The following is a 22,640-nucleotide window of genomic DNA, read 5'->3' as shown; positions in this document are numbered from 1 at the left end:
CGTTTGTCGTTTCGTCTAGAAGCGACTTTATTAATATAACATCTGCTTCATTTTCTGTCAATAACTTTTTCGAAAGTTTTTTTAGAAAATTGCGATGTACGCCGCTTCTGTTTTTGTAAACTGCATCAGCGACGTTTATTAATATAACACCACATTAATAATTAGTCAACACTTTTTCTAACAAAATATGATCGATGATAAATATCGCCCTTAGATCTAATTCGTTCAATTGATATAACATTCTTCTCAACCAAAAATTCTACTATCACACTTAGATCTACTGAATAATGAATGAGTTCTGGATGTTGGACGAGTTCATTATAAAACCACGATTCTCTCTCAGACATAATAGAAAGAATATGCGCTGAACCTACCTTTGTTTTAGAATGAATCAAAAAGTCACTTGCCAGAAATAGTAGCTCAAGTCTTTTTTCTAATGATTCATCACTTTCAACTAATTCTTTATACAGTTTGTAAATTTGTGGTTCTATTTGTTTCACCTGATTCCACACTGTTACCTCAGGATAGTATCCTCGGTCTATTACCTCAAGTCGGGCTAAATGGTGTAGCGCATGAACGATATGATTATACGCATCTAAAAGCTGATTCGATTCAAAAAACACTTTTCCTTCTAAGTATCTACGTATTAGCTTTCCGTATTCAATTCCAATTTTCAGTTTACGTTCAGAAGAAGGAAACGTTCGTAAACGATCAATTACCCCTATAATATACTCATTTCGATCAAAGAGGATTTTTCCATTTATTATCCAATCTACAATTCTTCTATTTGTACCTAATAGTATTGATTCATTTACTTCATCTTTTGTCATGACCATTAATGAAGCGTTCTTATCTCCATATTCATAATGTTTGATAAAAGTTGACTCATCCATTTCATTAATAATAACAAGTAAAATAACATCTAGATTATCCGTTAAAGGAGAGGTTTGATTCCTCTTTTCAATCATGATGATCGCTAATGTATTTAGTTGGCTGGCTCTTTCTTGATAAATAGGACGGAGAATATTTTCCATCATAATTCCTCCAATATAAAGGCTTTAATAAAGATTCTACATTAAAAAGCAAAAACCCTTTTCAAAATCGATTGATGATGATGATTAGTTAAACGAATTATTCACCAAAGTATTTTTGTTAAATTTATGTTTTTTCCTTTGCTAGTATAAAATAAAGACAACACGGAAGACAAACATTAAATACAGCATTGCTTTAAATAGCCATTTAAGTTAACAATTTATCTACAATACAAGCTGTGCTATATTTAATAGAGGAGGAATGTGTTATGGCTCGCAAATATACTAGTAAAATAAATAAAATAAGAACTTTTGCACTTAGCTTAGTCTTTATCGGCTTTATCATTATGTATCTTGGTCTATTTTTCAAAACAAACATCTGGATAATGACGATCTTTATGCTTTTAGGTATGTTATCTATCATAGGAAGTACTGTTGTTTACTTTTGGATTGGGATGCTTTCAACTAGAGCGGTACAGGTCATTTGTCCGTCTTGTGAGAAGCCTACGAAAGTGCTTGGACGTGTGGACATGTGCATGTATTGCAAGGAACCTTTAACCTTGGATAAGGATTTAGAAGGCGTAGAATTTAATGAGGATTATAACCGTAAATCAATAAAGAAATAAACAAGTAAGAACGGCTAGCCGTTCTTTTTTTTGTAAAATTTTCAAGAAATAAACAAAAAAACAAGCCCGTTTGAAGTGAGCTTGCTTTAATGTGTTTCTTTCTTTTCGCAACTTTTGCACAATCCGTATATTTCCAATCGGTGGTGACTTACATTAAATCCTGTTACATGTGCTGCTAGTGCCTCAACCTCATCTAGCCCTGGATAATGAAAGTCAACAATCGTACCACAGTTCTCACAAATACAGTGATAGTGATCCGATGTTACAAAATCAAATCGACTTGATGAATCGCCATACGTTAATTCTTTTACAAGACCAACCTCACGAAATACCCTTAAGTTATTGTATACTGTTGCAACACTCATATTTGGGAATTTACCTTCTAATGCTTTATATATATCATCTGCTGTAGGGTGTGTCATGGAGTCGACTAAGAATTCAAGTATAGCATGACGCTGAGGTGTGATACGCACTCCTGTTTCCTTTAGTGAATCTAACGCATCTTTTAATTGATGATGTTCAGACATCCGCCATGCACCTCGCTTTAATAAATATTATTACTTTATAATGGTTATAAATAGTGTACATGGTGATGAAGTCTTTTGTCAAATGTTTACCTAAAACGATGGTTAAGAGGTTAATATCTTTGTTGTAAAGATACAATATTTTTCATGTTAGTCACGTTGCCTTCTGAAAACAATTCAAGATTCGTTTCGAAAATTTGAATAGCTCTTGGTAGATAATTTTCGGTAATACCCGATAGGTGCGGAGTAATTGTTACATTATCCATCTCCCAAAAAGGGTGTTTTTCACTCAAGGGTTCTTCATCAAATACATCTAAAACCGCATGTCTTATCAAGTCCTCTTCAAGTGCCCGAATCAGATCTTCTTCAATTACCGCGTCACCTCTACCAATATTAATAAATACAGAATTGTTTTTCATCTGGATAAATGTTCCATAATCAATTAATCCCTTTGTTTTTTCGGTACTAGGTAGAACGGAAATAACAAAATCTGCCGTTTGAATCGCTAATGGCAGATCCGCTATTGGATAGACTTTATCGAATTGTTCAACATCTCTACCATCTTGATTAAGACCAAGAACCCTCATTCCAAATGCTTGAGTTAACTTGGCTATCGCTGATCCAATTGCCCCTGCTCCCAAAATAAAGACGGTCTTCCCATATAGTTCCTCCATCTTCACACGCCTATTCCACTCATGTTTTTTCTCATTCTCAATTAGAGCTTTTGTTTGACGTGATATTAGTAGCATCATTGCTAGGCAATATTCAGCCATAGGTATAGCATGGACACCTTTTGCATTTGTTACAGCTATTTTTCTTTTTTCGAGTTCAGCAAATGGAAGTTTTTCTATTCCTGCAGATGCTACCATAACCCATTTTAGGTTTTTAGCTGCTCTTATATGCTCTTCGGTTAAGTCCTCACCATAGGTTAAGATAATATCTGCATGTGGTAACAAATCCGTTACATCCTCAATCCTTTTATCATGATAAAAGTGGTGTTCTTTATCACTGTTTTCTAATTTCTTTTTCAAATCGCTTGGAAGTTTTACTGTCGATAAGACGATCACTCTAATCCCCCTCTTTATGAATTTAACTATAGCTTGGTTACAATTATTAAGTATGTATGATAATTAAACTCGTTACTATTCAAAAAAAAAAGAGTGCGGAGCACAGTCCGCACTAAGTCCGGCGCTAACATTTGAGGAGGTAATGCCTTCTCTATAAGCTACGTTTTTTTCTCTGTTTTGGCTGGACGTTCGCCTTGCTAAAAAAAAATAGGCAGTTTTAATTCATATAAGTTTGTCTTGATTTAACCCCTGTAAGTCAGGGAGAGCAAACTTTCCATCTTTACGAATTAAAACGTCATCAAAATAGATCTCCCCTCCACCGTATTCAGGTCGTTGAATTAACACCATATCCCAGTGAATAGCTGATCTGTTACCGTTATCCGCTTCCTGGTATGCTTGACCAGGTGTAACGTGCAAACTGCCGTTTATCTTTTCATCGAATAATATTTCCCCAATTGGCTCATCTATATAGGGATTGAAACCAATCGCAAACTCTCCAATAAACCTAGCACCAGTATCTGTATCAAGAATCTCATTTAACTTTTCTGTCTTATCAGACGTTGCATTAACAATTTCACCCTTATGAAAAGTTAATTCTACATTATGAAAGATTGTCCCATAATACGTGCATGGTGTATTAAAAAGGATCTTACCATTTACAGAATCTCTAATCGGTGCAGTGAAAATTTCCCCATCTGGTACGTTTGTTTCACCAGTACAAGGGATAACTGGTATATCTTTAATAGAAAAGTGCAAATCTGTTCCAGGACCTTTAATTCGGACACGATCCGTTTTTTCCATCAGCTTTTTTAGTGGTATTGAAGCTTCCTCCATCCTTTGATAGTTAACAGTACAGACCTTAAATAGATAATCCTCAAAATCACACAAATTCATTTTAGCTTTTTGGGCAAGACCCTCCGTTGGATAATTAAGCAGTACCCACTTTTTATGATTCACATAATACTCAGCTATTGGCTTCATTAATTCACTATGAAGTTTATGCATTTCTTTTGGGATGCCTGCCATATCATCATCAATTTCTTCGCCAATGATCAAAATCACAGCATCCACATCTTTATATACTTGCATTTGCCACTTTGCTAACGTGTCGAGCTGCTCCCTTTGATAATTCTTTGCTAGATTAAGATCGATTTCATCATCAAAAATCTCGATATAGGGGTATGCTCCCATGGCATAGGCGAGTTCAATTAACTCAAGGATCAGCGGTTTTGTTGTTAGATGCCCACGTATTAACACCTTTTCAGCCCTTTTTAACTTTACTGAATATGATAATAAAATAGAAGCTAGTTTGGCTATTCTCTCATCTCTCATTTATATACCAACTATCTGCTGGCCTGGACGTCCTTTATAGCTTGTAATGCTTCTTGGACATGATCCTTAACTTTTACTTTTCTCCACTCTTTAACCACTTTACCCTCAGGATCAATAATAAAGGTCGATCTTTCAATGCCCATATATTCTTTGCCAAAATTCTTCTTTAATTTCCACACACCATATGCGTCAGCTAACTTATGTTCATCATCCACTAATAACTGAAAGGGAAGATCATGTTTTTTAATAAATTTTTGATGTTTCTCATGAGGATCTGGGCTTACTCCTAGGATGACAGCATTTAATCCTGAAAAGCTTTCATATTGATCTCTAAAATCACAAGCCTCTGTTGTACATCCGGGTGTCATGTCCTTTGGGTAAAAATATAATACAATATATTTCCCACGATAATCAGCGAGTTTTACTTTTTCACCATTATCAGCTACTAATTCTAAATCTGGAGCAACGCTACCAATTTCACTCGTCATCATAATCCCTCCGATATCTAACTTGATTTCTAAACTTATCAATATAACAGGTCATTCGTCTCCTTGCCTGTTTACATAAGCGTAACCAACTTTCACTTTTCATACAACTAATTACTGTTTTCAATACCTATGACTGTACGTGCAAGAAAAACGGCAGGAAGGACATAACCGATTAATGCCTCAATCACAGCTAGAAATCTCCCTAAACCAATTGGAACTATATCTCCATAACCGACAGAAAATAGAGTAACCGCACTAAAGTAAAGTGCTGTGAACAGCTTATCAAAATACCCTCCAGAGATTGGGTTACCCGCTTCAATTATTACTGCCATATTACTTTGCATACAAATTAAATAAATCATACCAAAACCTAAAAGAAGTGAAATATATAGATAAGTAATCATTATAACTGTTTCATAGGATAAAAAATTCTTCTGAAAACATGCTTTCACAACAGTCTTAAAGCTCATAAAAATACAAACTACAATAAATACACCAACTATTAATTCCACTTCACCACCACCCAACTCTTGCTTTCGCTTTGTACAATATATACAAGCAGTTGGTCTCTTATTCAACAGACCTTCCAGATTTTTTAGAAACATCGCTATTTGTGAAGGGAAACAACTCAGAGTGATTTAAATGATTGCTGTTTTCGAAATCACTCAGCTTTTTGCTTTTTAATCAGCTTCCAATTATATGAAAAAAATCCCAATGTTATATAGCATAGAATTTTTAGAAAAGAGTGTATAAAAGATAAAGTGATGGAATTTTTTTAGAGTAAGCTTTCATGGTAAAATAGAACAAGATTTTGATACACAGTAGGAGGCAATCATGGAATTTACAAAATCGAAAGAAATACATGAAGAAGCATTAAAACATATAGTTGGTGGTGTTAACTCACCTTCTCGGTCTTATAAGGCAGTGGGTGGCGGTGCTCCAGTGGTAATGGAACGAGCAAAAGGCGCTTACTTTTGGGACGTCGATGGCAATAAGTACATAGATTACTTAGCAGCATACGGACCTATAATTACAGGTCATGCTCACCCACATATAACAAAAGCGATACAAAAGGCTGCTGAAACAGGGGTATTATACGGTACACCAACACCTCATGAAGTCACATTTGCAAAAATGTTGAAAGAAGCAATGCCAGCTCTAGAAAAGGTAAGGTTTGTAAATTCTGGAACAGAGGCAGTCATGACAACAATTCGTGTAGCAAGAGCATATACGGGACGTAACAAAATTATTAAATTTGCGGGTTGCTACCATGGTCATTCAGACCTTGTTCTTGTTGCAGCTGGCTCTGGCCCTTCAACCTTAGGTATCCCCGATTCTGCTGGAGTACCTAAGAGTATTGCACAAGATGTTATCACAGTCCCTTTTAATGAAATCGAACCACTTAAAGAAGCATTGGATAAATGGGGAGATCAAGTAGCTGCAATATTAGTAGAACCTATTGTTGGCAACTTCGGAATCGTCGAACCAAAGCCTGGCTTTTTAGAGACGGTAAATGAGTTAGTTCATGATGCTGGAGGAATTGTCATATACGATGAAGTTATTACAGCCTTCCGATTTATGTATGGAGGTGCTCAGGACTTTTTAGGTGTTTATCCTGACCTAACAGCTTTTGGAAAAATCATTGGTGGAGGACTACCTATCGGAGCTTACGGTGGTAAAGTTGAAATTATGGAACAAGTCGCACCACTAGGACCAGCTTATCAAGCAGGAACAATGGCAGGAAACCCAGCTTCGATCTTGTCAGGCATCGCTTGCTTAGAAGTTCTTAAGCAGGATAAAGTATACGACAACCTCGACGAATTAGGGGCAATACTAGAAGCAGGTATAATTAAACATGCTCGGACATATAATATTCCGATAACGATTAACCGTCTTAAAGGAGCATTAACAATATATTTTACAAATGAAAAAATCACCAATTATGAACAAGCTGAAAATACAAACGGAGAAACATTCGCAAAATTTTTTAAATTAATGCTCCACCAAGGTATTAATTTAGCACCATCAAAATATGAAGCATGGTTTTTAACAACTGCTCACACAAAAGAAGACATAACAGAGACATTAAAAGCAGTTGAATACTCATTTAGTAAGCTTTAAATCACGAAAAGCGCAAGGCGCCCGTTCATCGGCGACAAGCAGACGAGACGGCTGGAAGGTTGCTCTTTAACCTTCTAGACGGATTGGCTTATGACCTAGGAAAATAGGTATTAATTTTTCCTCGAGCCGATGGCGCCTGGAGCTAGACTACTCGAAAAGCGGAAGAGCCCGTTTAGCGACGTATAAACTGGAGCACTCCGCAATGAGATAAAAGAAACACGAAGAGCAAAGCGATTCGATGTTGACTTATCTTATGGAGGAGGGTGAAGTTCACTAGGCGCTGGGCTCTGGAGCTAGACAACTCGAAAAGCGCAAGGCGCCCGTTCATCGGTGACAAGCATAAGGCGAGACGGCTGGAAGGTTGCTCTTTAACCTTCTAGACGGATTGACTTATGACCTAGGAAAATAGGTATTAATTTTTCCTCGAGCCGATGGCGCCTGGAGCTAGACACAAACCTAAAATGAAAGCACCTATAAATTGATCATTCAAAAAAGACAAGCGTACATCAGTACCTTGTCTTCAATTTTCTTTACATCTGTTTTATTTTCATTATAAATAGGGAAATCACCTTGTATATAGAGACTAAAGCATGTATAGTACGATATTGGTTGAAAAATAGACAACTATGAAAATAAGAAGGGAATGTTATTAAACACACATGAAACTAGGTGCCCGCATCCTTAAAACTGGGATTGCTATTACACTAGCTTTATTTTTAGCTACTGCCTTTCAGTTACCTTCTGCAGCATTTGCAGGAATATCAGCCATATTTGCGATACAGCCGACAATTTACCGTTCTTATGTATCGATTATTGAACAAATACAAGCAAATATTATAGGTGCACTATTAGCTCTAGGTTTTGGACTATTATTCGGCTCACACCCGGTTATAACTGGACTAACTGCTATCATTGTCATTGCAATAAACATAAAGCTAAAAGCAGAGAAAACAATACCAGTTGCCCTTGTTACCGTTATTGCGATATTAGAAACTCCAGGAGATGACTTTACTGAAATAGCATTTATCCGTTTTTTCACCATCTTGCTTGGTGTTTTAGCTGCCTTTATCGTTAACTTGGTGTTTCTACCACCTAAATATGAAACAAAGTTGTATAATCGTATCTCTGAAAACACTGAGGAAATTATTAAATGGATTCGAATAAGTCTACGATCAACATCTGAACACACTGTTTTAAAGGAAGAGATAGTGAAACTTAAAGATAATATGATCAAAGTTGATCAACTAAATTTGCACTACAAAGAAGAACGAAATTACTTTAAACGAGAATCTTATGCAAAGTCTCGAAAACTTGTCATTTATCGACAGATGACTGTTACTACAAATCGGGCATTAGATACTTTAAAGAAACTACACCGTTTAGAAAATGAAATTCATCAACTTCCTGAAAATGTTCAACGGATGTTAATTAGCGAATTAGACTTCTTGCTACATATCCATGAAGAATCCTTACTACGGTTTATTGGGAAAATTAAAACACAGCCTTCAACTGAGATCTTACGAGAAGATAAATTCCATAAACAAGAGTTCACAGAGGCATTTTTGACTTTCCATAATGAACAAAAATCAGATTGTTTTTATCAGTTATTACCATTAATAGCTGCAATCATTGATTATAGTGATCAACTCGACCATTTAGATACATTAATCTCTAGTTTTCAAAGCTATCATAAAGAAGAAAATGAAATGAAAATTCACTAGGTCCTGTCTCTTCAAAGAGAAAATATAAGAAAAGCCACATCCTAAAATAAAACAGGATGTGGCTTTTTATTCGTTAGTCCAATTGCTGAATTTGAAATAACTTGTAGTAACTGCCTTTACTCTCCATCAATTCATAATGCGTACCTTGCTCAACAACCTTTCCGTCCTCAATTAAAACAATCTTATTAGAATGCGTTATCGTTGATAGTCGGTGCGCTACAATAAAGGTCGTTCGATCAACTGAAAGATTTTCAAGTGCTTCCTGGATTAAATGTTCACTTTCTAAATCTAGTGCTGAAGTAGCTTCATCTAAAATAAGAATCGGAGGATTTTTCAAGAAGACCCTTGCAATAGAGACTCTTTGCTTTTGTCCTCCGGATAGTTTAACTCCTCGCTCCCCTACCTTAGTATTATAGCCATTTGGCAATTTCAAGATAAAGTCATGAGCATTTGCAGCTTTTGCAGCACTTACCACTTCTTCTTCAGTTGCATTTGGTTTACCTATTAATATATTTTCTCTTACTGTATTGCTAAATAAAAACGTATCTTGAAGGACCATTCCAATTTGTTCCCGCAAGCTTTGAGCTTGATAATCGCGGATATCGATGTTATCCAATAAAATTTTACCGTCCGTCACATCATAAAATCGTGGCAAGAGGCTAACAAGTGTAGACTTACCGCCTCCACTCATACCGACAAGTGCAACAGTCTCTCCTCTTTTAACCTTTAAGGACAAGTCTTCAATGATTAATTCCTCATTCTCTTGATAACGGAAAGAAATGTTTTCGAACTCAACTTCTCCATCAATATTTTCCGCCACCTTTGCATCAGGCTTATCAACTACCTCATAAGGAACATCGACAAATTCAAATACACGGTCCATTGAAGCAAAAGCCTGTGTTAACGTCGTAGAAGAATTAATCAATCTTCGAAGCGGATTATATAACTGCTCAATATAAGCGATAAACGCAACCATTGTACCAACTGTTAAAGAATTGTTAATCACTTGATAAGCAGCAAAACTTATCACGACAAGTGGAGCAATGTCTGTTAACGTATTAACAACAGCGAATGTCCGGGCATTCCAGCTTGTATGGTCCAATGCTTTATTTAAGAAATTTTTATTCTCCTTAGCAAATTGCTCCTGTTCAAATCCCTCAGTCGCAAAACTTCGAATGACAGGCATACCTTGAACCCGCTCGTGTAGATGTCCTTGTACTTCCGCAAGTGCTTGAGATCGATCCCTCGTTAAATGACGAAGTCTTCCGTAGAAATATTTTATTGATAACCCATAAAATGGGAATAAAACAATCGATACTAGTGTTAGTTTTACATCTAATGTCATCATAATAATGATTGCAATAATAATTGTTACAACATCTAGCCATATATTCATCAATCCCGTAATGACGAAATTTTTTGTTTGCTCAACGTCATTTATAACACGTGAAATGATTTCTCCACCTCGCGTATTTGCATAATAACGCAAACTTAATTTCTGCATATGTGTAAACAATTGATTACGTATATCATATAAGATTTTACTTCCTACCCATTGCGCAAAATACTGGCGATAATATTCAATTGGTGGACGAACAATGACAAACAATCCAAACATAACTCCCATAATCGTCAGCAATGTTTTCGTTTTTTCGTCAGCTGTTCCTGATCCACCAATAATATCATCTAAAACATATTTAATAAGTAATGGCATTAATAATGGGATAGAAAATTTGATGATCCCAATTGCTATTGTTCCCACTATCTGAAACCTATATGGTTTAACAAAAGCCATATAGCGCTTTACAGATCCCAAAAAGATCCCCCGTTTCTCTCTATAATTAAGCTCTTCTCAACAACTTTATTATCCGTAATGGATTCTCAAGGGTAATGTATCAAAAGCCACAGAAAATAAAGACTCTGGTTCTGTACCGAACTTTTAAATTCCCTATTTTCTTTCTTTATTGCTCGTATTTGAACATAAAAAAGGCTGACTCTCTCATTTACTTCAACCATTTTCATAGTTGAAGTATCACCTGAGCCACCCTACTTCATTCTTATCGTACATATGTGAGATATCGTTCATACCACTCATCAATAAATTCTGGAGCAAATGGGCCCTTTCTTTGTCGAATCCATCGAAGCAAAGTGTCTAGATTATTTTTTAAGATGAGATCGATTACTTCTGGATAGTTCATTTGCTTACTATGTTGCTCGTACTCATCTTCATCCAAAATCGTATAAGTCATATCCGGGTACACTTTCACATCAAGATCATAGTCAATATATTTTAGCGCTTCATCATCCCAAACAAATGGCGAACTAATATTGCAATAATAATATACTCCATCTTCTCTAAGCATACCAATTATATTAAACCAATACCTTGCGTGGAAGTAGCAAATTGCTGGTTCTCTCGTTATCCAGGTTCTCCCGTCAGATTCAGTAACCATTGTGCGATCATTTCCGACGATAACACAATGCTGTGAGCCTTTAAGAACGGTAGATTCCTCCCAGACTCTGTGAATGTATCCATTATGCTTATAGCTGTGAATTTGGATTTTTTCTCCTTCCCTGGGAATGCCCAAACTTCTCCCCTTCTTTCAAATAGTTGCTTCATGAAATCTCGTGTTTCATAAATGTCATCTCGTAGTTACCTTCTCATCATTATACCGTTAGTCCATAAAAAAAGAAAATAAAAGAGTCATTCCATTTGAAATGACCCTAATTACCTTCAAGAAACTGTTTCAAACTTCTGATTTTCGTATGAACGAATAACCGCTTCTGTTTGTTTTTCAAACACCTTTTGAATGTTATTCAATTCTATCTTCATACACTCAATTTCACTCTGTACCGTTTGTAACTTTGACTCATCCTGTAACACTGTTAATTGTTGTTTAATATCTTTGCATCTCTCTATTTCGGACTGTAAATCTAATAACTTTTCCATCGTTTTTAACTGTTCACCGACTAGTTTATCAAAATTCATATTTCCTCTCCTTTCAAATACAGAGAAATTTTTATATTCGGTATTCGGTATTCGTTTTATCTCAATACTGTTTAATTCTCTGTAGCAACTAGCATTCCTTTGACTAGTTATGTTGAGTAAACAGAGGTTTTGTCGTAAAAAATTTTGTTGTGCAAAAAGGAAAGAAATGTTTAGTGATAAACGGATTAATATCATTGGGTTTATTAGCTGCTCTTAGGACTTAATCTTACATGTTACTTTTATGTAGTTATGCTTTATATTATTGCCTTTTTTCATTTGGTTGCACTACTATTCCGTTTTATTATTTATCTCTCTTCTCTAGTGTTCCTCTCCGATTCTAGTTTAACCATCACTTTCCGCTCAGTCGTAAAGAAACAAAAGCGCTTGGGTTGTATGTCGATGCTCATCCACTTTACCAGAATTTTAAAATTTCCTGACATACAAAAAGACATCTCTCATCGAGAAAGAGAGATGTCTTTTGTACTAATTAAGAGTTTTGGTTCTTATTAGATTCTGCTTGTTGGTTTTGTTTTTTCACTTTTTGAGCGTTTGTTTCACTAGCAAATTCAGTGCCAAATTGACCTGCACCTGCTTGTGAACCACCTTGTGCTGATTGAGCGTTTTGTTGTCTTACTTGTTGAGCGTTTGTTTCACTAGCAAATTCAGTGCCAAATTGACCTGCACCCGCTTGTGAACCACCTTGTGCTGATTGAGCATTTTGTTGTCTTACTTGTTGGATGTTAGTTCCTGATGATGTTTTACCAGCTTGTTTATTATTCTGTGCCATTCGATATCACCTCCACGAAATATAGATTGTCCTTTCGTCGAGGTTAATATCCATTAAAATTAAATTTTTTAAAAAAATTAAACGAGAATCGAGATGCCTCCATCTACAATCAGCGTTTGACCTCTAATCATTGATGCCTTTTCGGATAATAAAAATTCAATTGCATTTACCATGTCCTCAATTTCAACCATTCTGCCTGCCGGGGTATTTTTTCTAGCGTCTTCTAAGAGTTCTTCTCTATTTGGAAAATGCTTTAAGGCATCCGTATCAACAGCTCCACCTGAAACTGCATTTACAATTATATTTTTCGGGGACAATTCAACAGCCAAATACCTTGTCAATGCTTCTAGCGCTGCCTTGGAAACTCCTACAGTTGTATAATTCTCCAGATAGCGGATTGATCCTAGTGAGCTTGTGCTAACAATGAAACCCCCACCGTTTCTTTCCATAAGCTTAGCCGCTTCTTGAGCGCAAAAAAGCAAAGCCTTGCTATTAATATTCATCGTCCAATCCCAGTGATTCTCCTCCAATTCCATTGCAGGTTTTTGAACCCCCGATGCAGCATTACTTACAAAAATATCAAGTCTCCCAAACGTTTCATCAATTTGAGCAAATAGCTCTTTAATTTTTTCAGGCTTTCCTACATTTGCCTTTATCGCAATTGCTTTTACACCGAATTTCTCTATTTCTTCTACGACCTCTAATGCAGCCGTTTTACTACGTGCATAATTAACGACTATGTCATATCCCTTTTCAGCTAACCGAATTGCAACCGCCTTACCAATACCTCTACTACTTCCAGTTATGAGTGCTACTTTATTTTGTTGGCTCATTTTGTCAGCTCCTTTTATGTAAAACAATTGAATATATGACTATATTGTATCAGATAATAAGGAAAATACGCTCTCCTTTTTCAACAGTCTTAATAGCAAAGCAACCAAAGTAGCATGTGCAACACAAGGAAAAAGTGTTTTGCTTTTCCCTAACCAGGAAAAAGCAAAGTCCACTATCTTAGGAGGTATATCCATGTACGTAGGTCGCGACATGACTGAATTGTCTATGATGTCAAAAGCGGAGTGGAAGGACACCGAACTAGCCTTTTTCCACCACTCCCTTCAACAGGTAGTCCCATATTTAAACGTAGAAGGACAAGCCATCCACCGAAGTATAGTAGAAGAAATCACCTCCCGTGGCGGACTACAACGAAATGAAGCCACCTACACACAAGGTACAACAATTAGTTATGACTAACCAGAAAAGCGTAAGGCGTCCGTTCATCGGCGACAAGCATAATAACTAAAAAGAAAAAGACCTCTCAAACAAATATATGTCACATTGAAGACAAATTGTTTAGAGGTCTTTTTCTATTCATTTGCTTTTGATTGATAAATTTGATAAATCTTTTGATGGGAAACAGGAAATGCAAATGTAGATAACGTTTCTTCAGATACCGCGACTAAATTTTCATGCGCAATATTTTTTACTTCTCCGATAAAAATTGAGATATTCCAAATTAAATGGGAAAAAACATGCTCGACATTCCCGACTAATTCTGATAATTCTACTTTTACCTCATACTCTGATTGTAAAAAATCAGTAAGTTGTTCACGGTATGTTTTAGTCGAAGTGGAATCTAGCTCAAAATTCGGATGCTCCCATAAATTAGCCAGTAACCCACTTGATGGCCGTTTATGAACATAGAAATGACCCTTTTCATCGTATAATACAGCTGCGGCCATATTTAAAGGTCTCGGTTTCTTTTTCTTACTTTTAATTGGTAGATCCGTTTGTACACCTGCTTCAAAAGCTGTACATTGCTCACGAACAGGACATAGTAGGCAAGATGGTGAAGTTGGTGTACATATTAATGCACCGAGCTCCATTAACGCTTGATTAAAGGAAGATGGGTCCTCTTTCGATATAAGTACATAGGTTGCTTCCTCAAAAATTTTTCGAGTTTTTGGCTTGGCGATATCTTCTGAAATTGTTAATATTCTTGATAGCACCCTCATAACATTTCCATCAACCGCAGGCTCAGGAATGTTGTATGCAATACTTAAAATAGCTCCTTTTGTATAAGGACCGACACCTTTAAGTTTAGATATTTCTTGTGGGGAATCAGGAACAACACCACCATAAGTCTCTTTTACTTCCCTAACAGCAGCTTGGAGATTTCTAACGCGTGAATAATAACCTAAACCTTCCCATGCCTTTAGTACTTCTTCTTCATTTGCATCTGCTAACGCTTCGATAGTTGGGAATTTATTGATAAAAGATATGAAATACGGAATCACCGTATCAACTCGAGTTTGTTGCAACATAATTTCTGACACCCATACTTTATATGGATCTTGATCTTTTCGCCATGGCAAGTCTCTTTTTTCAGTTAGATACCAATTAATCAAATTTTCCTGAAATTCAACAATTGGAAAGTCTTTTAGTTTATTTTGTACATTGTTCACCATATAGAATTTCCTCCGAATGTTAATTTTCATGAAATGTGGGAAAATAGAGTATAGACGTTGTTCTTTTTACTTTATTTGATCAACGATCTTTTTAGGATTATTACTTTTAACTTACTTATTATCATCCATTTGACCAGATTAGTATCGGTCATCAAAGGTAACAATTAGAAAAGAACACAAAAATTTATACAATTTGAACACACCATTCATTCAAATGATTTTGAACTTATCTTCTAGCTAAACAGATCTCTCTCTATGAAGGAAGTTGGTATACGAACGCAAGGTCTAGATAAAAACTTTCACTTAAGAGTAGATACAAGGGGGCATCTTTTTTGGATACTGGAACACATATAGTAATGGGAATTGCATTAGGTGGATTAGCAACCTTAGACCCTGCTGTTGGTATCGCTAATCCAACAGCACATGCCGTGATGTTTGGAGCTATTATTGGCTCACAAGCACCTGATCTTGATACGATTTTAAAACTTAGAAATAACGCACAGTATATACGGAATCACCGTGGGATTACCCATTCGATTCCAGCTATTTTCATATGGTCCTTTTTAATAACTGGGATACTCTCACTCATTTTTACTGAAAGCAATTCACTACACTTATGGTTATGGACATTGCTTGCCATTGTTCTTCATGTTTTTGTTGATATATTTAATGCATATGGAACTCAAGCATTGAGGCCATTTACCAAGAAATGGATCGCCTTAGGGATTATCAATACGTTCGACCCATTTATTTTTATTACGCATATAATAGGGATCGCCATTTGGTTGTTTGGTGGCCATCCTGGGTATACATTTTTAAGTGTATATATTGTCCTTATTAGCTACTATGTCATTCGAATCACGATGCAAAGAAATATAATCAAAAGGTTGCATAAGTTAGTACCTCAAATTGAACAAGTGACGATCTCACCGACAATTCGATTCCGCCAATGGCATATTGCCATTATGACAGATAGTAGTTTTCATGTAGCAAGAGCTATAAACGGTGAGATAATGTTTCTCGATGAGTTTGAAAGGATACCTGTCCCTCAAACAGATGTGATTAGAGCTGCAGAGGAAGATGATAACCTATCTGCCTTTTTATCCTTCTCACCTGTTTATCGTTGGGAAGTAGATGAATATACAGATCATTACGAGGTCCGATTTATTGATTTGCGGTACCGAAGTAAAGGCTATTATCCATTTGTTGCTATTGTTCAACTTGATCAAGATTTAAATATTGTTAGTTCATATACAGGCTGGATCTTTAGTGAGGAGAAACTTCGGAAAAAACTTCAATTAATTCCTGACTAATTAAATTTTTATGGCACTGTTAACATTGAAGGGAGATTTCCGTTCCAGACATTTGCTTTGTGAGGGCGGTCTGGGAGCCCCTCGGCGCAGCTCCTGCGGAGGCTCACCATGTCATCCACTTCAATCAACATAGCGTTGTGAATCAACCAAAAGCTTTCACATAGCCATTTATATAAAAGATTTGACCCAAATAACCAACCTTGCATTTTAAACGGTTGTTTGGGTCTCAAGCTTTTTCTCCGCTTAATTGCGTAGATAATCATCATTTAACAGGTGGCTATACTTTGGATTTGATGCAATAAACTCATGTAGCTTTTCTCCATAATGAGTAATTAATTGTCTAACAACCTGCTCGGTTACTTTCTTCCCTTGATATTTCCTACCAGTTTTAGCTGATGTCGATTCAAAGTCTTCCCACAATAGCTCAACCCATGTTCTAGCCTGAGCATAAGAAAGCATCGTATTTTTCCCTAATAATTCGTTTGTTAATCGTTCAAAGTACATTTCCATTATTCTCACCTCTAGGAAGGATTCGTTACTTATAATTTCAAATGGAGGACCCATACTACTAATGTGCTTCTTATAAAACTTGGAGGGGATTATATTGCGCAACAAAGAAAAGGGTTTTCCCATCGACAGAGTTGAAGGCCAACCAAGAGCAAGAGCTGAATTCGCTTCAAAAAGAGCAGATGGAACAACAAATACCCACCCACAAGAACGCATGAGAGCATCTGGAAAACGAGAAAAATTATAAAAGCGGAAGGCGCCCATTTATCGGCGACAAGCATAAGACGAGCTGATGGCGCCTGGAGCTAGACAACATGAAAAACGCAAAATCCCGTTTTAGCTACTGAAGCAATTCGTTGTGTGTGACTGACTCAGTATAGATGAGTCAGTCTTTTTTCAACATGGAAATGGGTAATGCTTCTTCTATGTTTGGTGTGGATAGACGATACCCCCATGCAAAGATACCATTCATATAATTAATTTTAAATGATTCTCCTGGTGCCCCTTCAATCTCATAAACATCCTCAGACTTATAATCACTAGGATCTAGTAAGTATGATTTTGCCATTGTTATCTTACGTTCTAAAACAGCAAACTCATTTACAATTCCGAGTTGTTCCGCTTTGCGGGCTTTTTCTCTGAGAGTAGCTATTTCATTTTTTAAATCATATTCTGTCATTTCACTATAACGCATATTGCTCATTTTTTTATCCCCTTGCTATTCGTTACTCTTCTTCAAGAAATCGTTCAATTAATTCTATAGAGAACCCTTTACGGTATAAAAATTGTTTCACCTTCATTTTATATTGGTAAGGATCTTCTTTATTAAATTTTACCTTGGCTTTCTCAGCATGTTTTATAAGCGCAGACCATTCTTCTGATTCTTCTTGCTCCACCTGCACTTCTTCTAAAGCACATGTAATGATTTCATAAGAAAAACCTTTTCTCATCAAATGCTGTTCTACCTTTTGTTTTAGCATGACTGTAGATAGTCGATTGTTTTTCTTGAGAATTTTTCCAGCATGACTGATCGCCTCTTCAATCTGTCCTGATCTATCATACTGCGCTAGTGCTTGTTCGATTAATGGTTGGTCAACTCCCTTGCCAACGAGCTCGCGTTTAATCACACTCGGCCCTTTTCCATTTGTTTGTCGCTGTGTTCTTACAAATGCTAGTGCAAACTCTAAGTCATCAACATAACGGTATTCCTTGAGTTTAATGAGGACCTCACTAATTATTGCATCATTATATTCCTTTTTTCGTAATTGATCTTCTACTTCTTTTATTGAGCGCATTCGATAGCTTAAATAATCTATGGCTTTATTATATGCCTTTTTAACCTGGTCCCCATATTGAATTTCAACAATATCAAATTCGTCCAGCTCTTTACCCTTTAAAAGATTAAAACGAATTAAAATATCTTGGTCCACACTAAACGCATATTTTTCTCCCTTACCTTCATCTAGAAAAATATTAAAGCGATCATCCGTGTGCTTTTGTGAGGTAATTTTTGAAATGACAGCCATATTCTCACCTACTATTCAATATTAATGGTTTAACAACTAACAAGAATTCCACTTAAAAAGAGGAATCATCTATTTAAAATGGTATATATGAAAAGAAAGATTTTTTCTAAAAAGGGTGTGATCCAATGAAAATCGCAATTGCTGGTGGTACTGGTTTTATAGGACAGCAGCTAACCGAATATTTTTTAACAAAAGGTTATCATGTATATATTTTAACACGAAGTCAAAAAACTTCTTCAGAAAAAAACTTACATTACATGAATTGGTTTAATGATACAGAAGTTCCTATCGTACTAGAAACATTCGATGTTGTCATTAATTTAGCAGGGAAATCAATCAATGACCGATGGACTGATAAAACAAAGAATGAGATCGTTGAAAGTAGGGTTCGTTCTACGAATGCATTATATTCATTGTTAACAGAGATGCGAAAAAGACCTACTGTTTATATTAACGCAAGTGCTATCGGTATTTATGGAACATCGTTAGATAAGACATATACAGAAGCATCTACTACAGAGGGTCATGATTTTTTGGCTAACACTGTTAAGAAATGGGAAAAGGAAGCTGCTAAGGTGAACGAATTACAAGTAAGAACTGTCTATATGAGATTTGGGATTGTATTAGGAGAAGAAGGTGCTTTACCTAAGATGCTACTACCTTTTAAACTTTTTGCAGGCGGTAAGCTGGGATCAGGTCATCAATGGATGTCATGGATACATATATCTGACCTTGTGAAATTAATCGACCATGTCATTCATACACCAGGAATATCTGGACCAGTTAATGCCACATCACCAAACCCGGTAAAAATGAATGAATTTAGCAAAACTATTGCCTATATTCTAAATAAGCCGTATTGGTTACCTGTACCAGCTATTGTATTAAAAACCTTATTAGGTGAGATGAGTATACTTATCTTAGAAGGTCAAAAAGTATTACCTCAAAAAGCTCTGGAGCACCAATTTCAGTTTTTATATCCAGATCTTGATAAGGCATTATCCAATCTACTGTAAGAAAATTGTGGCAAATAGCCATGAATAAAATTGACTGGAGATAAATCATGAGTGCATTCCTTTTTAAACAAGCTACAGTTTATCCGATTACTTCAGCTGTAAAATACGAAACAGATGTACTTGTTGAAAACGGCAAAATAGCTGCAATCGATAGGAACATTGAAAAAAAACAAAACATTGAAGTTATTGAATGTAATAATCAATTTTTATTTCCGGGTTTTATTGATGTTCATACACATTTAGGGTTATATGATGAAGGAACTGGTTGGGCAGGTAATGATGCAAATGAAACGATTGAACCTTTGACACCACATATTCGAGCGTTGGATAGTGTAAACCCTCTTGACCCTGCTTTTACAGATGCACGGAAATATGGAATAACAACAGCCCATGTTATGCCAGGAAGCGCAAATGTTATTGGTGGTACTACCTCTGTGATTAAGACATATGGCGCAAATATTTCTACTATGCTGTTGCGGGAAACAGCGGGCTTAAAAATAGCTTTAGGTGAAAACCCAAAACGCATGCATAGCCATGGAAATAAAGATTCTATTACAAGAATGGGCATAATGGGCATGCTACGCGAAGCCTTCTATAAAGCAAAATATAGTAAGGACACAGATGAGTTCCGCTCAATTTCCCTTCAAAAGGCACTTCGTCGAGAAATCCCAGTACGTATTCATGCCCATCGTGCTGATGATATTATGAGTGCCATTCGCTTTTCAGAGGAGTTTGACCTCGACTATCGAATAGAACATTGTACTGAGGGTCATTTGATCGCTAATGAATTAGCAGGTAAGCAAGCTAAGGTATGTGTTGGTCCCACATTAACTAGAAAGTCAAAAATCGAATTAAAAAACAAAAGCTGGTCAACCTATCAAGCATTATCTGAACAAGGTGTTGACGTTTCGATAACCACTGATCACCCCTATACCCCAATTCAATATCTAAATATCTGTGCTTCCATTGCTGTCAGAGAAGGATTCGCTGAACAAAAGGCATTAGAAGGGATAACGATCACTGCAGCTCATAATTTAGGTGTTAACCATCGTGTTGGTAGCATTGAAATTGGTAAAGATGCTGATTTAGTGATATGGAATTACCACCCATTTCATTATCTTGCAAAACCTCAATTAACGATGATAGATGGGAGTATCGTCTTTAAAAATTAAAAAGAATCTTCTTAAAAGGCTCTTTTCTAAAAGTTTGTTGCACTAATACTAATAAAAAGTTTATCAACTAGATTAAAGTCTTTACACGGATATCAGAGTAATTGAGCGGAAGAGCACAAAGGTTTCTTAAACCGTGTACATTAGTATTTTGTACGTAAAACAACAATTTTCGTGAAAACATCCTCTTAAAAAAATATAGTAGAATTGCAATAAGAGAGTTACTTCTACTTTTTCCATTACACGACACTCCTAAAAATATAGGAACGTTCACCTCGACTAAGTAACGCGTTAAATAAGTAGATAACCCCCCTTATTCTCGTGGGTTATTTTGACCAAATTACTTGATTCTATAAGCATTTCAACTACTATACTAGGATAAATAATTATTTTTTAGAATTCGACAAAAAAGGAGTATCTTTTTTATTTAAATTGACGTATTATACTTCATGGAGAAAGTTAAAAAAGTCTACTTTTTAGAGATATAACCTTTTAGAAAACACTTTAACTTACACAATTAAATCTAGTAATGGGAAGGCAAATGGTGCGCCACCAGCTTTACTGGTTCTAGTGGGTTCGATTCCCACCCCGAAATTTTTTAAATGTAAAGATTTCATAAAAAATTTCGAGGGTGGGGACGACCATATCGCGTGGGGTCTACCCTCAATGGAGGGATCCAGATGCTAAAAAAACGTGATATTCATGATAGTCATGCACTCTACGAACAATTGGTTCACCCAGATGTTTTCCCATTTGTGCGTCATAAAGCAAATTCATTTGAAGAATATCTATTTTTAACGAAACAAACAATTGAAGCTGAAGAACGTGGTGAGTTAATTTCACGTACCATTTTAGACGAATGGGGCTCTCCAATTGGCACGATAAGCTTATTCGATGTACAGGATAAAGCTGGATTTTTAGGGACCTGGCTTGGCAAACCCTACCATGGGAAAGGCTATAATAAGTTAGCAAAAGATGCATTTTTCCATGAATTGTTCCATGAACTCGATATCGAAACGATTTTCATGCGAATTCGAAAACAAAACATTCGTTCAACGAAGGCTGCTGAAAAACTTCCGTATGTTGTTAATGCTAATGAAACACGAGCTAGCTTATATGAACAAATCAATGGTAGTGAGGATCTATTCAACTTATTTGAAATTACTAAGGATTTATATACATTCAACACGTATCATAGCACTTCAGAAACTGATGAACATCAATTGAAAGAAGCTTAACTTTAATAGCACTAAGTTTATGAGATGTGATCACACTTGATCGCATCTCTTTTTTGATAACCCAGATAAAACTTTATTTTTTTGTTGTATCTTAAGCTGTACTAGATAGTAGCAACATTAGTATGAATCCTTCTATCTTTGTCAAAACTACTGTTGAATACTACCTATTGGAAGGATGATAACAGATGACTACAGATAAGAAGAAGAGAGATAAGGCGAAAAGTACTCTTTCTAGTATGCAGGAGGTCACCTATACTAGAGAATTTAGAAACGCAGATCGTGCAGCTGGATACATAAATAAATCTAGGAACTAACTACCAACATGAAAGTCTGAAAAATAGCCATCCTAAACTTGAACACATAAGTTAAAGGAGGGTTTTATCATGGGTCGAGGAAATAAACAAAAAAGTCGTGATAAAAATAAACAATCACTACCACAAGTACCTAAAAATTTAAAGCGTGATGGTGTTGATCAAGAATTCTCACAAGAACTAGCAGATCAAGAAGATATTGAAGCACAAGCAAGATCAAATGCTGCTAATCAACGTCAGAAAGCTAATAAAAAGGGTAAATAAAGATTAAAGAAATAATAAATGAAAAGATCAAGCTCTTGAAAGGTAAATGTTACCTTTCAAGGGCTCTTTTGCATTTTATTTAGAATGAATAGTAACTTTGGTTATCCACTTCCTCCACAAATTGTGGATAACCAGTCCAAAAAGT

At 36.0% G+C, this 22,640-nt stretch carries 26 protein-coding genes; 11 read left to right on the top strand and 15 right to left on the bottom strand.

Going from position 1 to position 22,640, the window contains the following annotated elements:
- Window positions 1-161: 161 nt before the first annotated feature.
- Window positions 162-1,034, bottom strand: coding sequence for a nucleotidyltransferase-like protein (locus tag AC6CHR_RS23335; protein ID WP_498251520.1), 873 nt, complete (start codon window positions 1,032-1,034; stop codon window positions 162-164).
- A gap of 266 nt (window positions 1,035-1,300) precedes the next feature.
- Between AC6CHR_RS23335 and AC6CHR_RS23330 the strand changes: the two genes are divergently transcribed.
- Entirely contained in the window at window positions 1,301-1,657 is a 357-nt protein-coding gene (locus AC6CHR_RS23330; RefSeq protein ID WP_498251518.1) for a YgzB family protein, read from the top strand.
- Between the two features lie 86 nt (window positions 1,658-1,743).
- Here AC6CHR_RS23330 and perR read toward each other — a convergent pair whose 3' ends face one another.
- The 5 genes from perR to AC6CHR_RS23305 form a co-directional block, all read right to left on the bottom strand.
- Window positions 1,744-2,184 (bottom strand): peroxide-responsive transcriptional repressor PerR, encoded by a 441-nt coding sequence (gene perR / locus AC6CHR_RS23325; protein ID WP_498251516.1) that lies wholly within the window; start codon window positions 2,182-2,184, stop codon window positions 1,744-1,746.
- Window positions 2,185-2,294: 110 nt separating this feature from the next.
- On the bottom strand, window positions 2,295-3,248 hold the full coding sequence (locus AC6CHR_RS23320) for a D-2-hydroxyacid dehydrogenase (protein ID WP_498251514.1): 954 nt from the start codon (window positions 3,246-3,248) through the stop codon (window positions 2,295-2,297).
- A gap of 222 nt (window positions 3,249-3,470) precedes the next feature.
- Entirely contained in the window at window positions 3,471-4,580 is a 1,110-nt protein-coding gene (locus AC6CHR_RS23315; RefSeq protein WP_498251512.1) for an aminopeptidase, read from the bottom strand.
- An 11-nt stretch (window positions 4,581-4,591) separates the two neighbouring features.
- Window positions 4,592-5,068 (bottom strand): thioredoxin-dependent thiol peroxidase, encoded by a 477-nt coding sequence (bcp, locus tag AC6CHR_RS23310; RefSeq protein WP_498251510.1) that lies wholly within the window; start codon window positions 5,066-5,068, stop codon window positions 4,592-4,594.
- A 107-nt stretch (window positions 5,069-5,175) separates the two neighbouring features.
- Window positions 5,176-5,646 carry a potassium channel family protein gene (locus AC6CHR_RS23305; protein ID WP_498251508.1) on the bottom strand — a complete coding sequence of 157 codons (471 nt, stop codon included), beginning with the start codon at window positions 5,644-5,646 and terminating at the stop codon, window positions 5,176-5,178.
- A gap of 256 nt (window positions 5,647-5,902) precedes the next feature.
- Between AC6CHR_RS23305 and AC6CHR_RS23300 the strand changes: the two genes are divergently transcribed.
- Window positions 5,903-7,189 carry a glutamate-1-semialdehyde 2,1-aminomutase gene (locus AC6CHR_RS23300; RefSeq protein ID WP_498251506.1) on the top strand — a complete coding sequence of 429 codons (1,287 nt, stop codon included), beginning with the start codon at window positions 5,903-5,905 and terminating at the stop codon, window positions 7,187-7,189.
- Window positions 7,190-7,848: 659 nt separating this feature from the next.
- Entirely contained in the window at window positions 7,849-8,910 is a 1,062-nt protein-coding gene (locus AC6CHR_RS23295) for an aromatic acid exporter family protein (protein WP_498251504.1), read from the top strand.
- A 73-nt stretch (window positions 8,911-8,983) separates the two neighbouring features.
- On the opposite strand, the gene AC6CHR_RS23290 is transcribed toward AC6CHR_RS23295, so the two are convergent.
- The 5 genes from AC6CHR_RS23290 to fabL form a co-directional block, all read right to left on the bottom strand.
- Entirely contained in the window at window positions 8,984-10,726 is a 1,743-nt protein-coding gene (locus AC6CHR_RS23290; protein ID WP_498251502.1) for an ABC transporter ATP-binding protein, read from the bottom strand.
- A 241-nt stretch (window positions 10,727-10,967) separates the two neighbouring features.
- Complete coding sequence (gene ntdP, locus AC6CHR_RS23285; protein WP_498251500.1) at window positions 10,968-11,498, bottom strand: nucleoside tri-diphosphate phosphatase; 531 nt, start codon at window positions 11,496-11,498, stop codon at window positions 10,968-10,970.
- A 146-nt stretch (window positions 11,499-11,644) separates the two neighbouring features.
- Window positions 11,645-11,899, bottom strand: a complete 255-nt coding sequence (locus AC6CHR_RS23280; protein ID WP_498251498.1) for a YgaB family protein — start codon at window positions 11,897-11,899, stop codon at window positions 11,645-11,647.
- A 487-nt stretch (window positions 11,900-12,386) separates the two neighbouring features.
- Window positions 12,387-12,686: a gamma-type small acid-soluble spore protein gene (locus AC6CHR_RS23275; protein WP_498251496.1), complete on the bottom strand. Its 300-nt coding sequence runs from the start codon at window positions 12,684-12,686 to the stop codon at window positions 12,387-12,389.
- 77 nt (window positions 12,687-12,763) lie between these two features.
- The gene (gene fabL, locus AC6CHR_RS23270) at window positions 12,764-13,519 is read right to left on the bottom strand and encodes an enoyl-[acyl-carrier-protein] reductase FabL (protein WP_498251494.1); all 756 of its coding nucleotides are present in this window, start codon (window positions 13,517-13,519) and stop codon (window positions 12,764-12,766) included.
- Window positions 13,520-13,712: 193 nt separating this feature from the next.
- Here fabL and yfhS point away from each other — a divergent pair, with 193 nt between their 5' ends.
- A complete protein-coding gene (yfhS, locus tag AC6CHR_RS23265; protein WP_498251492.1) occupies window positions 13,713-13,937 on the top strand; it encodes a mother cell protein YfhS in 225 nt (74 codons plus the stop codon).
- A 113-nt stretch (window positions 13,938-14,050) separates the two neighbouring features.
- On the opposite strand, the gene mutY is transcribed toward yfhS, so the two are convergent.
- Window positions 14,051-15,148, bottom strand: coding sequence for an A/G-specific adenine glycosylase (gene mutY / locus AC6CHR_RS23260; RefSeq protein ID WP_498251524.1), 1,098 nt, complete (start codon window positions 15,146-15,148; stop codon window positions 14,051-14,053).
- Between the two features lie 335 nt (window positions 15,149-15,483).
- Between mutY and AC6CHR_RS23255 the strand changes: the two genes are divergently transcribed.
- Entirely contained in the window at window positions 15,484-16,464 is a 981-nt protein-coding gene (locus AC6CHR_RS23255; RefSeq protein WP_498251490.1) for a metal-dependent hydrolase, read from the top strand.
- Between the two features lie 243 nt (window positions 16,465-16,707).
- Here the strand turns inward: AC6CHR_RS23255 and AC6CHR_RS23250 are convergent, their stop codons facing one another.
- The gene (locus AC6CHR_RS23250; RefSeq protein WP_498251488.1) at window positions 16,708-16,974 is read right to left on the bottom strand and encodes a YfhJ family protein; all 267 of its coding nucleotides are present in this window, start codon (window positions 16,972-16,974) and stop codon (window positions 16,708-16,710) included.
- Window positions 16,975-17,068: 94 nt separating this feature from the next.
- Between AC6CHR_RS23250 and AC6CHR_RS23245 the strand changes: the two genes are divergently transcribed.
- Window positions 17,069-17,218, top strand: a complete 150-nt coding sequence (locus tag AC6CHR_RS23245) for a small, acid-soluble spore protein K (RefSeq protein WP_498251486.1) — start codon at window positions 17,069-17,071, stop codon at window positions 17,216-17,218.
- A 138-nt stretch (window positions 17,219-17,356) separates the two neighbouring features.
- On the opposite strand, the gene AC6CHR_RS23240 is transcribed toward AC6CHR_RS23245, so the two are convergent.
- Both AC6CHR_RS23240 and recX read right to left on the bottom strand, forming a co-directional pair.
- Entirely contained in the window at window positions 17,357-17,674 is a 318-nt protein-coding gene (locus tag AC6CHR_RS23240) for a YfhH family protein (protein WP_498251485.1), read from the bottom strand.
- Between the two features lie 22 nt (window positions 17,675-17,696).
- The gene (gene recX, locus AC6CHR_RS23235) at window positions 17,697-18,497 is read right to left on the bottom strand and encodes a recombination regulator RecX (protein ID WP_498251483.1); all 801 of its coding nucleotides are present in this window, start codon (window positions 18,495-18,497) and stop codon (window positions 17,697-17,699) included.
- Window positions 18,498-18,622: 125 nt separating this feature from the next.
- On the opposite strand from recX, the gene AC6CHR_RS23230 reads away from it, so the two are divergent.
- From AC6CHR_RS23230 to AC6CHR_RS23210, 5 genes are all read left to right on the top strand, one after another.
- Window positions 18,623-19,513 (top strand): TIGR01777 family oxidoreductase, encoded by an 891-nt coding sequence (locus AC6CHR_RS23230; protein WP_498251481.1) that lies wholly within the window; start codon window positions 18,623-18,625, stop codon window positions 19,511-19,513.
- 47 nt (window positions 19,514-19,560) lie between these two features.
- Window positions 19,561-20,685, top strand: coding sequence for an amidohydrolase (locus AC6CHR_RS23225; RefSeq protein ID WP_498251479.1), 1,125 nt, complete (start codon window positions 19,561-19,563; stop codon window positions 20,683-20,685).
- Between the two features lie 677 nt (window positions 20,686-21,362).
- A complete protein-coding gene (locus tag AC6CHR_RS23220) occupies window positions 21,363-21,920 on the top strand; it encodes a GNAT family N-acetyltransferase (protein ID WP_498251477.1) in 558 nt (185 codons plus the stop codon).
- A 185-nt stretch (window positions 21,921-22,105) separates the two neighbouring features.
- The gene (locus tag AC6CHR_RS23215) at window positions 22,106-22,234 is read left to right on the top strand and encodes a YfhE family protein (protein WP_498251475.1); all 129 of its coding nucleotides are present in this window, start codon (window positions 22,106-22,108) and stop codon (window positions 22,232-22,234) included.
- A gap of 69 nt (window positions 22,235-22,303) precedes the next feature.
- A complete protein-coding gene (locus AC6CHR_RS23210; protein WP_498251473.1) occupies window positions 22,304-22,495 on the top strand; it encodes a YfhD family protein in 192 nt (63 codons plus the stop codon).
- The last annotated feature ends 145 nt before the right edge of the window (window positions 22,496-22,640 follow it).

This window comes from Metabacillus sp. GQ13 (assembly GCF_059758525.1).
The sequence above is the reverse complement of the archived record's forward strand: the minus strand, read 5'-3'. Positions and strand labels throughout refer to the sequence as shown.

Coding starts and splice junctions, on each gene's coding strand:
- AC6CHR_RS23335 (WP_498251520.1), bottom strand. CDS start 1,034: ATGGAAAATATTCTCCGTCCTATTTATCAAGAAAGAGCCAGCCAACTA.
- AC6CHR_RS23330 (WP_498251518.1), top strand. CDS start 1,301: ATGGCTCGCAAATATACTAGTAAAATAAATAAAATAAGAACTTTTGCA.
- perR (WP_498251516.1), bottom strand. CDS start 2,184: ATGTCTGAACATCATCAATTAAAAGATGCGTTAGATTCACTAAAGGAA.
- AC6CHR_RS23315 (WP_498251512.1), bottom strand. CDS start 4,580: ATGAGAGATGAGAGAATAGCCAAACTAGCTTCTATTTTATTATCATAT.
- bcp (WP_498251510.1), bottom strand. CDS start 5,068: ATGACGAGTGAAATTGGTAGCGTTGCTCCAGATTTAGAATTAGTAGCT.
- AC6CHR_RS23300 (WP_498251506.1), top strand. CDS start 5,903: ATGGAATTTACAAAATCGAAAGAAATACATGAAGAAGCATTAAAACAT.
- AC6CHR_RS23295 (WP_498251504.1), top strand. CDS start 7,849: ATGAAACTAGGTGCCCGCATCCTTAAAACTGGGATTGCTATTACACTA.
- AC6CHR_RS23280 (WP_498251498.1), bottom strand. CDS start 11,899: ATGAATTTTGATAAACTAGTCGGTGAACAGTTAAAAACGATGGAAAAG.
- AC6CHR_RS23275 (WP_498251496.1), bottom strand. CDS start 12,686: ATGGCACAGAATAATAAACAAGCTGGTAAAACATCATCAGGAACTAAC.
- fabL (WP_498251494.1), bottom strand. CDS start 13,519: ATGAGCCAACAAAATAAAGTAGCACTCATAACTGGAAGTAGTAGAGGT.
- yfhS (WP_498251492.1), top strand. CDS start 13,713: ATGTACGTAGGTCGCGACATGACTGAATTGTCTATGATGTCAAAAGCG.
- AC6CHR_RS23250 (WP_498251488.1), bottom strand. CDS start 16,974: ATGGAAATGTACTTTGAACGATTAACAAACGAATTATTAGGGAAAAAT.
- AC6CHR_RS23240 (WP_498251485.1), bottom strand. CDS start 17,674: ATGAGCAATATGCGTTATAGTGAAATGACAGAATATGATTTAAAAAAT.
- recX (WP_498251483.1), bottom strand. CDS start 18,497: ATGGCTGTCATTTCAAAAATTACCTCACAAAAGCACACGGATGATCGC.
- AC6CHR_RS23230 (WP_498251481.1), top strand. CDS start 18,623: ATGAAAATCGCAATTGCTGGTGGTACTGGTTTTATAGGACAGCAGCTA.
- AC6CHR_RS23225 (WP_498251479.1), top strand. CDS start 19,561: ATGAGTGCATTCCTTTTTAAACAAGCTACAGTTTATCCGATTACTTCA.
- AC6CHR_RS23220 (WP_498251477.1), top strand. CDS start 21,363: ATGCTAAAAAAACGTGATATTCATGATAGTCATGCACTCTACGAACAA.
- AC6CHR_RS23215 (WP_498251475.1), top strand. CDS start 22,106: ATGACTACAGATAAGAAGAAGAGAGATAAGGCGAAAAGTACTCTTTCT.
- AC6CHR_RS23210 (WP_498251473.1), top strand. CDS start 22,304: ATGGGTCGAGGAAATAAACAAAAAAGTCGTGATAAAAATAAACAATCA.